The 13437-nt window shown below is 67.7% G+C and carries 13 protein-coding genes and 1 tRNA gene; 8 read left to right on the forward strand and 6 right to left on the reverse strand.

Going from position 1 to position 13437, the window contains the following annotated elements; all coding sequences use genetic code 11:
* The first annotated feature begins 20 nt into the window (after window positions 1-20).
* From PWS46_RS03715 to PWS46_RS03745, 7 genes are all read left to right on the forward strand, one after another.
* A tRNA-Glu gene (locus PWS46_RS03715) sits at window positions 21-96 on the forward strand.
* A gap of 97 nt (window positions 97-193) precedes the next feature.
* A complete protein-coding gene (locus PWS46_RS03720) occupies window positions 194-484 on the forward strand; it encodes a type II toxin-antitoxin system RelE/ParE family toxin (RefSeq protein WP_434618233.1) in 291 nt (96 codons plus the stop codon).
* A 27-nt stretch (window positions 485-511) separates the two neighbouring features.
* Window positions 512-796, forward strand: a complete 285-nt coding sequence (locus PWS46_RS03725) for an addiction module antidote protein (protein ID WP_252137129.1) — start codon at window positions 512-514, stop codon at window positions 794-796.
* A gap of 54 nt (window positions 797-850) precedes the next feature.
* Window positions 851-1867 carry a tRNA dihydrouridine(20/20a) synthase DusA gene (dusA, locus tag PWS46_RS03730; RefSeq protein WP_434618237.1) on the forward strand — a complete coding sequence of 339 codons (1017 nt, stop codon included), beginning with the start codon at window positions 851-853 and terminating at the stop codon, window positions 1865-1867.
* Between the two features lie 199 nt (window positions 1868-2066).
* Window positions 2067-3488: a threonine synthase gene (gene thrC, locus PWS46_RS03735; protein WP_434618240.1), complete on the forward strand. Its 1422-nt coding sequence runs from the start codon at window positions 2067-2069 to the stop codon at window positions 3486-3488.
* On the forward strand, window positions 3485-4744 hold the full coding sequence (locus PWS46_RS03740; RefSeq protein WP_434618243.1) for a M16 family metallopeptidase: 1260 nt from the start codon (window positions 3485-3487) through the stop codon (window positions 4742-4744). Before thrC ends, PWS46_RS03740 begins: the two co-directional genes overlap by 4 nt.
* A gap of 157 nt (window positions 4745-4901) precedes the next feature.
* Entirely contained in the window at window positions 4902-5492 is a 591-nt protein-coding gene (locus tag PWS46_RS03745; RefSeq protein ID WP_434618246.1) for a GNAT family N-acetyltransferase, read from the forward strand.
* 4 nt (window positions 5493-5496) lie between these two features.
* Here the strand turns inward: PWS46_RS03745 and PWS46_RS03750 are convergent, their stop codons facing one another.
* The 5 genes from PWS46_RS03750 to efp form a co-directional block, all read right to left on the reverse strand.
* Window positions 5497-6891, reverse strand: coding sequence for a peptidoglycan -binding protein (locus tag PWS46_RS03750; protein WP_434618249.1), 1395 nt, complete (start codon window positions 6889-6891; stop codon window positions 5497-5499).
* 35 nt (window positions 6892-6926) lie between these two features.
* On the reverse strand, window positions 6927-8120 hold the full coding sequence (locus PWS46_RS03755; protein ID WP_434618252.1) for a flagellar motor protein MotA: 1194 nt from the start codon (window positions 8118-8120) through the stop codon (window positions 6927-6929).
* A gap of 64 nt (window positions 8121-8184) precedes the next feature.
* Complete coding sequence (locus PWS46_RS03760; RefSeq protein WP_434618255.1) at window positions 8185-8967, reverse strand: OmpA family protein; 783 nt, start codon at window positions 8965-8967, stop codon at window positions 8185-8187.
* A 116-nt stretch (window positions 8968-9083) separates the two neighbouring features.
* A complete protein-coding gene (locus tag PWS46_RS03765; RefSeq protein ID WP_085088761.1) occupies window positions 9084-9881 on the reverse strand; it encodes an inositol monophosphatase family protein in 798 nt (265 codons plus the stop codon).
* Window positions 9882-9978: 97 nt separating this feature from the next.
* Window positions 9979-10545 carry an elongation factor P gene (efp, locus tag PWS46_RS03770; RefSeq protein ID WP_014247190.1) on the reverse strand — a complete coding sequence of 189 codons (567 nt, stop codon included), beginning with the start codon at window positions 10543-10545 and terminating at the stop codon, window positions 9979-9981.
* 347 nt (window positions 10546-10892) lie between these two features.
* Here efp and epmA point away from each other — a divergent pair, with 347 nt between their 5' ends.
* A complete protein-coding gene (epmA, locus tag PWS46_RS03775) occupies window positions 10893-11975 on the forward strand; it encodes an EF-P lysine aminoacylase EpmA (protein WP_434618260.1) in 1083 nt (360 codons plus the stop codon).
* 39 nt (window positions 11976-12014) lie between these two features.
* Here epmA and PWS46_RS03780 read toward each other — a convergent pair whose 3' ends face one another.
* Window positions 12015-13349 carry an OmpP1/FadL family transporter gene (locus tag PWS46_RS03780; RefSeq protein WP_434618263.1) on the reverse strand — a complete coding sequence of 445 codons (1335 nt, stop codon included), beginning with the start codon at window positions 13347-13349 and terminating at the stop codon, window positions 12015-12017.
* Between the last annotated feature and the right edge of the window lie 88 nt (window positions 13350-13437).

Below are 13437 nucleotides of genomic sequence, written 5' to 3' on the forward strand. Positions count from 1 at the left end.
AGCGCGTCACCGCGAACGACGTCCCCGTCGTCTAGAGGCCTAGGACACCGCCCTTTCACGGCGGCGACACGGGTTCGACTCCCGTCGGGGACGCCACTCTCTCGGTTCGTGACTTAAGCCCCGCCTTGTGCGGGGCTTAGTCGTTTTGGGCTTGGGAGCTTGACAAACTGTCTCCCACAGAAGACGATCTCTGATGATCGAGATCCGCCAGACCGACCGCTTCGCCGCTTGGATTGAGAGCTTGCGGGATGATCGGGCTCGCATGCGGATCGAAGTGCGTATCCGCCGCCTTCAGCTTGGCAATCCCGGTGATGCGAAGCCTGTGGGCGAGGGTGTCAGTGAACTGCGCATCGACTACGGCCCCGGTTACCGAGTCTATTTCATCCAGCGTGGCGACACGCTGATCGTGCTGCTGGCCGGTGGAGACAAGCGGTCGCAGGATCGCGACATCGCCGCCGCCGTTGCGCTGGCGCGGGACCTTTAGACGTGCAGGCCGATAAAGGAGGGGAGCATGGCCCAAACCGAGACCCGTCCCTGGGACATCGTCGACAGCCTGGACAGTGACGAGCGCATTGCGGCCTATCTGGACGCGGTGCTGGAGGACGGTGATCCACAGCTGATCGTTGCAGCGCTCGGCGACATCGCCCGCGCCAAAGGGATGACGGAGGTCGCGCGCAACGCCGGCCTCGGCCGTCAAAGCCTCTACAAGGCGCTATCGCCGGACGGCAATCCGGAATTCGCCACCGTTCTGAAGGTCATCAAGTCCCTTGGACTCCGCCTGACCGTCAGCCCATAGCGTCTCACATTCCGCCTTCGACCTTCCGCTCCTCTGCACCGGCCCGCATCCGACATGACCAAGTCCCCCGCCATCCCCTTCAGCGTCGCCCCGATGATGGATTGGACCGACCGGCATTGCCGGTATTTCCACCGTCTGCTGTCGCGCTCGACCCTGCTCTACACCGAGATGGTGACCACCGGCGCCGTGCTGCATGGCGACCGCGAACGGCTGCTGGGTTTCGACGCGGCGGAACATCCGGTGGCGCTCCAGCTTGGCGGGTCGGACCCGGCGGATCTCGCCGCCTGCGCCCGCATCGCGGAAGAGTGGGGCTATGACGAGGTGAACCTGAACGTCGGCTGTCCCAGCGACCGCGTACAGTCCGGCCGCTTCGGCGCCTGCCTGATGGCCGAACCCGATCTGGTGGCCCGGCTGGTCGGCGCCATGCGCGAGGCCGTCTCGATCCCCGTCACCGTCAAGTCGCGCATCGCCATCGACGAGATGGAGGAGTGGCCGACGCTCGACCATTTCATCCGCACCGTCTCCGCTGCCGGCTGCACCCACTTCATCGTCCATGCCCGCAAGGCATGGCTGAAGGGCCTCAGCCCCAAGGAGAACCGGGACATCCCGCCGCTGCGCTATGACCTCGTCCACCGGCTGAAGGCGGAGTATCCGCACCTCACCATCGCCATCAACGGCGGCATCAGGACACTGGACGAGGCTGAGCAGCATCTGGGCATGGTCGACAGCGTGATGATCGGCCGCGCCGCCTACGAGACACCCTATCTGCTGGCCGACGCCGACCGCCGCCTGATGGGCGGGGAACCCGGTCCCGACCGCCATGCGGTGATCGAGGCCATGCTGCCCTACATCGAGGCGCGCATGGCGCGGGGCACACCGCTGTCCTCCATCACCCGCCACATGCTGGGCCTGTTCCAGGGCCTGCCCGGTGCCCGTGCCTACCGCCGCCACATCGCCGAGAACGCCCACCGTCCCGGCGCCGGCCCGGAGGTGCTGGAACGCGCCGCCTCACTGGTGCGCCGACGCGGTGCCGACGAGGTGGTCGACGAGGCGGTCGAGGAAGCGGCGTGAAAGGCTCCGGGCCGGATGGAACAGTGAACACACCCCGGAAAACTGTTTCACGGCGTTCCAAACGTTCCATCCTCGGCCGCCGGAAGGATTTGACCCGATGGCCCCAACCGGACGGAATATGCGCCGTGCGTCCCGCACCGCTTGCGTGCGGGCAGGGTCCTCGCTAACTATGCCCACTTCATCGGACGGAGTGTAAGCGGTGCGGTACGTCAGCACGCGGGGCGCGGCCCCGGTCTTGGGTTTCGAGGACGTCCTTCTTGCCGGGCTGGCGCGCGACGGCGGCCTCTATGTGCCGGAGACCTGGCCGCAGTTCACGGCCGACGACATCCGCGCCATGCGCGGGCTGCCCTACAGCGAGATCGCCGTCCGCGTGATGCTGCCCTTCCTGGGCGGTTCCATCGCCGAGGACGAGTTCCGCGCCATCGTCCGCGACGCCTATGCCAGCTTCGATCATGCCGCGGTCACCCCGCTTGTGCAGGTCGATCCAACCACCTGGGTGCTGGAGCTGTTCCACGGGCCGACGCTGGCCTTCAAGGATGTGGCGCTGCAGCTGCTCGGCCGCCTGTTCGACCATGTGCTGGCCAAGCGCGGGCAGCGGGTGACCATCGTCGGCGCCACCTCCGGCGACACCGGCTCGGCGGCCATCGAGGCCTGCCGCGACCGCCAGAATGTCGACATCTTCATCCTGCACCCCAAGGGCCGCACATCGGAGGTGCAGCGCCGGCAGATGACCAGCGTGCTGTCGTCCAACGTCCACAACATCGCGCTGGACGGCACCTTCGACGATTGCCAGGACCTCGTGAAGGCGATGTTCAACGACGGCGCCTTCCGCGACCGGATGGGGCTGTCGGCGGTGAACTCGATCAACTGGGCGCGCATCATGGCCCAGATCGTCTATTACTTCACCGCCGCGGTGGCGCTCGGCGCCCCCGACCGCAAGCTGGCCTTTACCGTGCCGACCGGCAATTTCGGCAACGTCTATGCCGCCTATGGCGCCCGCGCCATGGGGCTGCCGGTGGAGACGCTGGTGGTCGGGTCCAACAGCAATGACATCCTGGCGCGCTTTTTCGCCAGTGGGAGCATGGTCGCGGCGCCCGTCGTGCCTACCTTGTCTCCCAGCATGGACATCCAGATCTCTTCCAACTTCGAACGGCTGCTGTTCGACCTGCTCGACCGCGACGGCACCGCGGTGACGGAGGCGCTGAACCGCTTCCGGACCGAGGGCAAGTTCGCGGTGACCGATGCCCAGCTCGCCCGCGCGCTGGCCATCTTCTCCGGCCACCGGGTGGACGAGGCTGCGACGATGGCGACCATCGCCGAAGTCTGGAAGGGCAGCCTCTATCTGCTCGACCCGCACACGGCGGTCGGCATCGGGGCGGCCAAGGCGGCGGTTTCCGCCGGCCGGGTCGATCCGTCCGTTCCCATGGTGGTTCTCGCCACCGCCCATCCCGCCAAGTTCCCCGACGCGGTGGAAAAGGCGACCGGCCGCCGGCCGGACCTGCCGCCGCGTCTGTCCGATCTTTATGTGCGCGAGGAGCGCCTGTCCGAACTGCCGAACGATCTGGCGGCGGTCCAGGACTTCGTCATCGCGCGCGCCCGCGCCGCCCAGGAGGCCGCATGAGTTCCATTCGTGTGACGACGTTGCCCAACGGGCTGCGCGTCGCGACCGATACGATGCCCGACGTGCAGTCCGTTTCGCTCGGCTGCTGGGTCGGGGTTGGCACCCGCAACGAGGCGGCGAGCGTCAACGGCGTCGCCCACCTCGTCGAGCATATGCTGTTCAAGGGCACCCGCCGCCGCTCGGCATTCCGCATCTCCGAGGAAATCGAGAATGTCGGCGGGCAACTGAACGCCTACACCACCCGCGAGCAGACCGCCTATTACGCCAAGGTCCTGCACGAGGATGCGCCGCTGGCGCTCGACATCCTGTCCGACATGATCCAGCACTCGACGCTGGACGCCGAGGAACTGGTGCGCGAGCGCACGGTGGTGCTGCAGGAGATCGGCCAGAGCGCCGACACGCCCGACGACATCATCTTCGACCATTTCCAGTCCACCGCCTATCCGGGACAGGCCATCGGCCGTCCGGTGCTGGGCTCGGCGGAGATCGTCGGTGCCCTGCCGCGCGAGGCGCTGGTCGATTACATCGCCGGCCATTACGGCGCCCCCGGCATGGTGCTGAGCGCCGCCGGCCGGATCGAGCATGACCGGATGGTCGATCTCGCCATGAAGGCCTTCGGCGATCTGCCGAGCGGTGCCCCGCCCAAGCCGGAGTCCGCCAGCTACACCGGCGGCGATTTCCGCGAGGACCGCGATCTGGAGCAGATGCACCTCGTGCTCGGCTTCGACGGGGTAGGGGTCCATGATCCGGACTTCTACGCCCATTCCGTCCTCTCCACCCTGCTGGGCGGCGGCATGTCGTCCCGCCTGTTCCAGGAGGTGCGGGAGAAGCGCGGGCTGGTCTATTCCATCTACACCTTCACCGGCGGCTACCATGACGGCGGCCTGTTCGGTGTTTATGCCGGCACCGGCGAGGATGAGGTGGCGGAACTGGTCCCCGTCGTTTGCGACGAGATCGCCAAGGTCGGTGCCGACGTGACGGAGGACGAGGTTGCCCGCGCCCGTGCCCAGTTGAAGGCCGGAACGCTGATGGCGCTGGAAAGCACCATGTCGCGCTGTGAGCAGCTGGGTCAGCAGATCCTGATCTACGACCGCCCGGTTCCGGTGGAGGAGATCGTGGCGAAGATCGACGGCGTCGATCGCGACGCCGTGGTCAAGGCAGCATCCCGCCTGCGCGCCAGCCGCCCGACCGTCGCCGCCCTCGGCCCCATCGCCAAGCTGGAAAGCTACGACCGCATCGCGGAGCGTCTCGCCTGACGATGGCGGCTGCGGTGCCCCCTCCCTCCCACGCTGGTGCGTGGGTCCCTCCCTCCCCCGCTTTCGCGGGAGAGGGCAGCTTCGCAACACGGCGGCAGTTCCCTCTCCCTCGAAGAGGGGGAGGGTTAGGGAGGGGGCCGACGGCTCCGGCCTCTCAATGATCCGCCTTCTCGGCAGCGGCCTCATCAGCCCGCCCGCCGTTCGCCTCGACGGCCCGCACTGCTACATCCGGCCGCCGTTGCCGCGTGACTGGCGTGAGTGGTCGGACCTCCGCGCCGCCTCGCGCGCCTTCCTGACACCCTGGGAACCCACCTGGCCGGCCGACGCCCTGACCCGGGCGGCCTTCTCCCGACGGCTGCGGCGTCAGGCGCAGGAGTGGCGCGACGATCTCGGCTACAGCTTCCTGATCTTCGATCGCGCGACCGACGCGCTGGTCGGCGGTCTCGGCCTGACCAACATCCGCCGCGGTGTCGCCCAGATGGGGACGCTCGGCTACTGGGCCGGCCAGCCCTATGCCCGCAACGGCTATGTGTCCGGCGGCACCCGGCTCGTCCTGGAGTTCGCCTTCGGGCAGCTCGGCCTGCACCGGGTCGAAGCCGCCTGCCTGCCGACCAACCTGCCGAGCCGCGGCCTGCTGGAAAAGGTCGGTTTCACCCACGAGGGCTATGCCCGAGGCTATCTGCGCATCGACGGCGCATGGCGCGACCACGTCCTCTACGCCATCCTGCGCGAGGAATGGCAGGGGTAAGCGCCTACCGCTGGTCCAGCTTGATCTCTATCCGGCGGTTCTTCGCCAGCGCTTCGTCCGAGGTGCCGGGGTCGATGGGCTGGAACTCGCCGAAGGCGGCGGCAGCGAGCCGTTCGGGCGGAATGCCCTGGTCGATCAGGAATTTGACCACCGACAACGCGCGCGCCGCCGACAGCTCCCAGTTGGAGGCGAACTGGAAGCGAACCGGCTTGATGTCGGTATGGCCATCCACCCGCAAAACCCAATTGATGTCGGGCGGGATCGCCTTGCCGATCTCGATCAGGGTGTGGGCGAGGTCGGCCAGCCGTTGCTTGCCGGCCTCCTCCAGCGTCGCCGAGCCCGACGGGAACAGCAGTTCCGACTGGAAGACGAAGCGGTCGCCGACGATCTTCACGTCCGGCCGGTTGCCCAGCGCTTCGCGGACGCGGCCGAAGAATTCCGACTTGTAGCGGGCGAGGTCCTGGACCTTGGCGGCGAGCGCCTGATTGAGCCGGGCGCCCAGTTCCGCGATCTGCACCTTCTGCTCGGCCGATGCCTTTTCCGACGCGTCCAGAGCCGCGCCGATGCGGGCGAGCTGTTCACGCAGGGCCAGAAGCTGCTGGTTCAGCAGGTCGATCTGCTGCTTGCTCTTGGTCCCCTCCGCCTTCTCGCCGGTGAGGGACGCCATCAGGTCGCGGATGCGGATATCGCGCTGTTCCAGATCCTTCCGGGCCTGGGTCTGGCTGTCGGCCAACTGCGATTCCAGCGCCTTCAGCCGGATGTCGCGCTGGTCGATCTCCTTCTGCGCCAGCATCGTCTTCTCGGTGGCGGAGGCCAGTTCCGACTCCAGCGCCTTGGCGCGATCGCGGGTGGTGCCGAGTTCGGCCAGCAGGGCCTGGCGCTGCTGTTCGGTCAGCTTGGTGGCAGCGACGGCGGCGGCGAATTCACCCTCCAGCTTCTGCCGGGCCTCGCGCAAGGCCTTGATGTCGTTCTGAAGGCTGATGATCTCCTTCAGCTTCAAGTCGAGCGTCTCGCGGTCGACGCGGACGTTCCGCTGCAGCTCTTCCAGTGTGCGGGTGGTGCGGTCGCGGTCCTCCTGAAGCTGGCTCAGCGTCAGGGTCATGTCGTCGCGGGCAGCCACGGAGGTCTGCAATTCGGTCGACAGCTGGGTGATGTTGACGCGCAGGTCGGCGTTGGCATCCCGCTCCATCGCCAGCAGGTCGTTCATCTCCGCGATCTTGTGATTGAGCGCGGTCAGCTGCTCGTCCCGGCCGGTCAGGGCGGTGGCGAGGTAGAATTGCGCCACGACGAAGACCATCAGCAGGAAGATGACGACCATCACCAGCGACGACAGGGCATCGACCCAGCCGGGCCAGGCGCTGGCGTCGCGGTGGCCGTTGCGGCGGCTGATGCTGGCCATGGGTACTCCCGGCGTTGGCCTACGGTGTCAGTGTGTCAGCGCTGCTGCTGGTCGGCTTCTTCGGCCAACGCGGCGATGGTGCGGGCCAGCAGCTTGATCTCGCTGCGGATCTCCTGCACCGCCTGGACGCGGCCGTTGGAGGATTCCTCGACGATGCGGGCGAGGTAGATGTCCATGTTGCGCAGATGCTGGCGCGAGGCGTCGTCGAAGCCGCCACCCGCGCTCTCCGCCAGCCGGTCGAGCAGCCCCTTAACCTCCAGCTGATTCTCGCCCAGCCGCAGGAGAAGCTGCTGTTCGGCCCGCATATGGTCGGTCAGGCTCGACAGCCGCTCGGTCAGTGCCATCAGGTTGGCGTTGGCGGCGCGACGGCCCTCCTCGGCGGTGGCGACGGTGCGCTGCAGGGAGTCTAGGTTTTCGGCGGTCTGCTCCAGCAGGGCGGTCAGGTAGGCCGACGCAGAGTGGTCGCCCGACTCGAGCCCGCCGGCGGCGCCGCTCGACAGGCGGGTGGCGCTGGACAGCCAGTCCTCGAGGTCCTGGAAGAAGCGGTTGTGGGCCTGGCTGGCCTGGAGTTCCAGGAAGCCCAGCACCAGCGACCCGGCAAGGCCGAACAGTGAGGAGGAGAAGGCCGTGCCCATGCCGACCAGCGGCGCTTCCAGACCCTGCTGCAAGCGAGAGAACATGGAGCCGACGTCGCCGCCCTGGACCGACAGGCTGCCGATGACGTTGCCGACCGACTGCACGGTGTGCAGCAGGCCCCAGAAGGTGCCGAGCAGGCCGAGGAAGATGAGCAGGCCGATCAGGTAGCGCGACAGCTCCCGCGATTCGTCGAGCCGCGAGGCGATGCCGTCGAGCAGGGAGCGCATCGACAGCGCCGACAGGGTCAGCCGGCCGCGCCGCTCGCCCAGCATGCGCGCCATCGGGGCGAGTAGCACCGGCTCCTGCAGCGAGGCGGGGGCGACGCCGCTCTGGTACTGCTCCAGCCACGCCACTTCGGGGCGAAGCATCAGGACTTGCCGGAAGATGAAGGCGATGCCGGCCAGCAGCGTGGCGAGGATGACGCTGTTCAGCGGCGCATTGTTGAGGAAGGCCGAGCGCAGGGCAGGGAACAGCAGTCCGCACACGGCGCCGACGACCACCAGGAACAGGATCATCCGGGTCAGGAACCGCTCCGGGCGTGTCATGAGGGCGGATACCTCCAGCGGTCGGGTCGTCGGGGTTGTGGCGGTCATGATGCTCCGAAGGGGTGTTCCGATCAGACCTCGCGCACGGGCTGGGCGCTATTCATTCGGGGCGCTATTCATTCAGAAAGACTGCATCGATCCGGTCGGGCGGCCCGCCGTTGTCGTCGACGCCCAACGCGCGGACATCGACGCGGGTGCTGCGGATCCCGAAGGCCGTCAGCCGCTCGCGAAGAGCCAACGCCCGGGCCAGTGCCAGCTGCCGCGCCTCGCGCGCCGTGTCGGCGGTGCCGCTGGCATAGGAGCGCAGCTGGAGCCTCGCGGTGTCGCTGGCGCGCAGCCGTTCGACGATCCGGTCGACCACGGCGTCCGCCGCATCCGGCAGATTGGTGGCGTCGGCCGGGAACACAAGGCTCAAAACGCTCGAAGGTGGCAGGCTAGCCGCAGGGGGTGCCGCATCCGGGGGAGGAGGCAGCGCAGCCGTGTCGGTTCGCGGCGCGCTAGGCGGCTGGCCGGGCACCGGTGCCGCGGGTGACTGGGCGGCAGGCGCCTGGATTGCGGGCTGCGGCGGCTGCGCCGTCTTCGGGGCCGGCTCGGTACGGGCGGTGGCGCGGGGCGCCGGCTGGGCCGGGCCTTCCGTCAGGACGGGCGGAGGCGGGGCCTCCAGCGGCTGCGGCAGGACGAGTCGCGGCGGCGCCTTGACCGGCGGCGGGGTGCGCAGATTGGGACGGGGTGGTACGGACAGGGGAACCGCGTTTTCCAGCGTCAGTCCGGCGGAAGACGGCGCAGGACCGTTCGCCGGAGCCGCCGCCGACAGGGCAGCCGGAGAGAGCGTCCAGACCGCGCACAGCGCGGCGGCGGCAAGGTGCTTGCGGTCGGCGTGTCCCCAGCGGCCCAAAACGATGTGTCCCGTTAAACCTTTGTCCTGCAAACCATAGCCTATCGATCGCTCCAGCCACAACCACCCATCCGCCTGTCCCGTATGGGAAGGCGGAGGATGGTCAGGGCAAGGGGTCAGCCCTTGGCGGACTTCAACAGGCGGGCGACCGGGACCTGGAGATGGCTGTTGGCGGCCAGCACGTTGCCGGTGAAGACCGGGTTGCGGCCGCCCTCGATCTCGCCGACGAAACCGCCGGCCTCGGTGACCATCAGCACGCCGGCGGCGCAGTCCCACGGCGCCAGGCCGCGTTCCCAATAGGCGTCGAAGCGGCCGGCGGCGGTGTAGGCGAGGTCGAGCGAGGCGGCGCCGAAGCGGCGGATGCCCGCGACCTCCTTCATCACCGCTTCCTGTTCCTTCAGGAAGGTGGCGTGGTCGCCGCGGCCCTTGAAGGGGATGCCGGTGGCGATCACGCAATCCTCCAGCCGGCGGCGTTCGGACACGCGCAGGCGGGTGTGGTTGACGTAGGCGCCCACGCCCTTTTCAGCCCAGAACAGTTGGTCGCCGATCGGGGCGTAGATGACGCCGGCGACGATCTCGCCGTTGCGCTCGGCGCCGATGGAGATCGCCCAGTGCGGCAGACCGTGCAGGAAGTTGGTGGTGCCGTCGAGCGGATCGACGATCCAGCGCGCCTCGGCATCGCTGCCCTTGGACGCGCCGCTCTCCTCCATCAGGAAACCGAATTCGGGCCGCGCCTTCTGCAGTTCCTCGCGCAGGGTGCGCTCGGCCTTCAGATCGGCGGCGGACACGAAGTCAGCCGGCCCCTTGCGCGACACCTGGAGGTGTTCGACCTCGCCGAAGTCGCGGACGAGACCGCGGGCGGCCTTTTCGGCGGCGCGGACCATGACGTTGATGAGAGCGGAGCGGGTGGCCATGGGTGTTGGTGTACCGTTTCGTGCAGGAACCAGAAAACAATACACCGGCCTCCGCGCATGGCGAAGACCGGTGATGGTAGAACCGACCTGGGAAGGATCAGTCCTTCGCGCGCTCGACGTATTCGCCGGTGGCGGTATCGACGACGACGCGGGTCCCGGCCTCGATGTGCGGCGGAACCAGGATCGACACGCCGTTCTCCAGCTTGGCCGGCTTGTAGGAGGAAGAGGCCGTCTGGCCCTTCACCACCGGGTCGGATTCGGTGATCGTCAGCGTGACCTTGCCGGGGATCTCGACGCCCAGCGGCGAGCCTTCATGGCTCTGCACCGTGACTTCCATGCCGTCCTGCAGGAAGACGGCGGGGTCGCCGATGATGTCGCGCGGGATGGCGACCTGTTCGAAGCTTTCCTTGTCCATGAAGGTGAAGCTGTCACCTTCGGCGAAGAGGAAGGTCATCTCATGCTCGTCCAGGCGAGCGCGCTCAACGGTCTCCTGGGTGCGGAACCGCTCGGTCGACTTGTTGCCGGTGCGAACGTCCTTCATTTCCAGCTGGATGAAGGCGCCGCCCTTGCCAGGCTGCACGATGGCGGTTTTGGTGATGACCCAGAGCTTACCGTTGTGCTCCAGCACATGGCCGGGGCGCATCGTGTTGGCATTGACCTTCATGGCTTACTCGTGACTTCCAGAAATACGGGCGGCGCGGACCCTACCAGCTTGACCGGCCATAGGCAACGGCGCGGAACGATAACGGCGGCCGATCCGGGCGATTGGCGGACGATTCTTCGCCGAATCGGCCTGCGCAGTTTAGAATGGCTCCAGCAACGGGACGTTTGAAACGCTTTCGCCGACCCTGTTCACTGTTCCATCCGTCCCGTCCGCACCGGTCGCCGGCGATGGAGCGAGTTTACCACGGCAGGCCGCTGTGACCAATGGCGACCCGACTTGAGTACGCCGCGGGTGGATGCTCTGATGCGCCCGCACCCCTTTCGACCGTCCATGAAGAGCGCGCCCACATGTCCGCCCCGATCCGATCCGCCTCGATTCCTTCCGGCGAACTTCCCCCCTGGCATCCCGAGGCGCTGGCGCGCCGCCGGCCCTATCTGGCGGCGCGCGGCCGGGTGCTGAACGCCGTCCGCCGCGTCTTCGAGGAACTGGCCTTCGTCGAGGTCGACACGCCGGCCCTGCAGGTATCGCCGGGGATGGAGCCGCATCTCCAGGCCTTCGCCACGGTTCTGCAGGGACCGCACCCGGACGACCGCCGGCCGCTGTACCTGCACACCAGCCCGGAATTCGCCATGAAGAAGCTGCTGGTCGCGGGCGTGCCGCGGCTGTGGCAACTGGCGCATGTCTACCGCAACGGCGAGCGGTCGGGGACCCATGCGCCGGAATTCTCGATGCTGGAATGGTATCGGGCGGGGGACGGATATCGCACGCTGATCGACGATTGCCGGGAACTGCTGTGCGCCGGGGCCGAGGCCGGCGGGCGGCGGAGCTTCAGCTTCCGCGGCATGACCTGCGATCCCTTCGCGCCGTGGCGGGTGCTGACGGTGCCGGAGGCGTTTCGGGAGTATGCCGGCATCGACCTGATGGCGACCTATGACGGCAGCCACGATCCCGACCCCGCGGCGCTGGCGGCGGAGGCCGCGCGCATCGGCATCGCCCCCCATCACGGCGACCGCTGGGAGGACATCGTCTTCCGCATCATGTTCGACCGCATCGAACCGCATCTGGGCGAGGGCGTGCCCTGCGTTCTGACCGACTATCCGCTGTGCATGGCGGCGCTGTCGCGGCCGAAGCCGGAGGACCCGCGGCTGGCCGAGCGGTTCGAGCTGTATGCCTGCGGGCTGGAACTGGCGAACGCCTTCGGCGAACTGACCGACCCGGCGGTGCAGCGCGCCCGCTTCGAGGCGGACATGGAACTGAAGGAGCGGCTTTACGGCGAGCGTTTCCCGGTGGACGAGGATTTCCTCGCCGCGCTGGAGCATGGCATGCCGCAGAGCAGCGGCATCGCCATGGGCTTCGACCGGCTGGCGATGCTGTGCAGCGGGGCCGAGAGCATCGAGCAGGTGCTGTGGCTGCCGGTGGCGGGGGTGTGAGGGAGAGGGGACCCTTGATGGGGGAGAGGGTAAGTTCCCTCAGAACGTGAACTTCGCCTGCAGGCCGATCAGGTCGATGCTGCTCTTGTAGTCCACATTCAGGTTGCCGCGGCCGGCTTCGGCGCCGGTCAGGTCGTCGGTGAGGGCGACCGAGGTCTTCGGGATGAAGACGTGCGAATAGGCGGCATCGACGCGCAGGCTGTCGGTGACCTGATAGCCGGCGCCGACCGACAGCCAGTAGCGGTTCTGCTCCGGAATGCGGGGCGTGCGGTACTCGACGTCGACCGAGCCCTTGTCGAAGGCGATGCCGCCGCGCAGCGTCAGCTTTTCGGTCACCTTGTAGGAGGTGCCGAGCGCGTAATACCAGGTGTCCTTCCAGTGCTCCTCCGTGACGGAGTTGAGCGCCGGGTTGGCGATGTTGACGCGCAGTTCCTTGAAGCGCGACCAGTTGGTCCACTGCACGTCGGCCATCACCGCCCAGCGGTCGGTGACCTCGTGGTACAGGCCGATGGAGGCGATGTCCGGCGTGGTCAGGTCTGCGCTGGCGCTCTGGGCGGGCAGGGCACCGGCGAGCGGAGCCGGCAGGCCGGTGAAGGAGATGCTGCCGGTCAGCGTGTGCTTGACCGCCGAGCGGTAGGCGAGGCCGACGCGGGTGCCCTTCACCGGCTCGATCAGGGCGCCGAGCGTGAAGCCCCAGCCCCAATCGTCGCCGGTCACGTCGCTCTTGACGTCGAGCGAGCCGGGACGGCCGAGACGGCTGGCGCCGAAGTCGGACGCCTGCGACAGCTTGGCCTTCGCGTACTGAATTTGAACGCCGCCGCCCAGCGTGATCATCGGGTTGATGCGGTAGGACACCGACGGCGCGAAATTGTAGGTGCGCAGATCAGAGCGGATGCCGTGATAGCGGCCGATCCAGTTGTCGCCATAGTCGGTGACCAGACCCCAGGGGCCGTTGGCCGACAGGCCGACCTTCAGGTCGTCGCTGATCGAATAGACGAAGTAGCCGGCCGGAACCAGCGCGTCCTGGGCGATGTCGCCGGGCGAGGCGTTGCCGCTGATCGAGGTGCCGCCCAGGCGCCGGGCGCGGGTGGCGCTGGCGCTGTCGACCTTCGACTTCACGATGACGCCGGTGGCGGTCTGCACCAGTTCGGTGCCGGTCACCAGACCCATGGTCGCCGGATTGTAGAACATGGAGCTGGCGTCGCCGTTGCCGCCGGCGGTCACGCCGGCATAGGCGGTGCCCTGGCCCGATACGCTCTGCTCCTTCAACGCGAAACCGGCGGCGAACGCAGTCGAGGCGGTCGCAATCGGTGCGGTCACCGCGATGGCGGCAGCGGCGGTCATCAGGCGTGTCTTGAGCGTCGTCGGAGACATTCGTTCCTTCCCCCAATTGTGTTATTGACGCAATGATACACAAACTGACGCTTAGGTAAAGGTCCGCTCGCCATTTTTTGTTGGCTGC

The sequence above is a fragment of the Azospirillum sp. B2RO_4 genome (genome assembly GCF_051124815.1).
Taxonomy (GTDB): Bacteria; Pseudomonadota; Alphaproteobacteria; order Azospirillales; family Azospirillaceae; genus Azospirillum.

What these genes read in the sequence shown, in the direction of transcription:
- PWS46_RS03720 (WP_434618233.1), top strand. Translation starts at nt 194, where the DNA reads ATGATCGAGATCCGCCAGACCGACCGCTTCGCCGCTTGGATTGAGAGC.
- PWS46_RS03725 (WP_252137129.1), top strand. Translation starts at nt 512, where the DNA reads ATGGCCCAAACCGAGACCCGTCCCTGGGACATCGTCGACAGCCTGGAC.
- dusA (WP_434618237.1), top strand. Translation starts at nt 851, where the DNA reads ATGACCAAGTCCCCCGCCATCCCCTTCAGCGTCGCCCCGATGATGGAT.
- PWS46_RS03740 (WP_434618243.1), top strand. Translation starts at nt 3,485, where the DNA reads ATGAGTTCCATTCGTGTGACGACGTTGCCCAACGGGCTGCGCGTCGCG.
- PWS46_RS03745 (WP_434618246.1), top strand. Translation starts at nt 4,902, where the DNA reads ATGATCCGCCTTCTCGGCAGCGGCCTCATCAGCCCGCCCGCCGTTCGC.
- PWS46_RS03750 (WP_434618249.1), bottom strand. Translation starts at nt 6,891, where the DNA reads ATGGCCAGCATCAGCCGCCGCAACGGCCACCGCGACGCCAGCGCCTGG.
- PWS46_RS03755 (WP_434618252.1), bottom strand. Translation starts at nt 8,120, where the DNA reads ATGACCGCCACAACCCCGACGACCCGACCGCTGGAGGTATCCGCCCTC.
- PWS46_RS03765 (WP_085088761.1), bottom strand. Translation starts at nt 9,881, where the DNA reads ATGGCCACCCGCTCCGCTCTCATCAACGTCATGGTCCGCGCCGCCGAA.
- efp (WP_014247190.1), bottom strand. Translation starts at nt 10,545, where the DNA reads ATGAAGGTCAATGCCAACACGATGCGCCCCGGCCATGTGCTGGAGCAC.
- epmA (WP_434618260.1), top strand. Translation starts at nt 10,893, where the DNA reads ATGTCCGCCCCGATCCGATCCGCCTCGATTCCTTCCGGCGAACTTCCC.
- PWS46_RS03780 (WP_434618263.1), bottom strand. Translation starts at nt 13,349, where the DNA reads ATGTCTCCGACGACGCTCAAGACACGCCTGATGACCGCCGCTGCCGCC.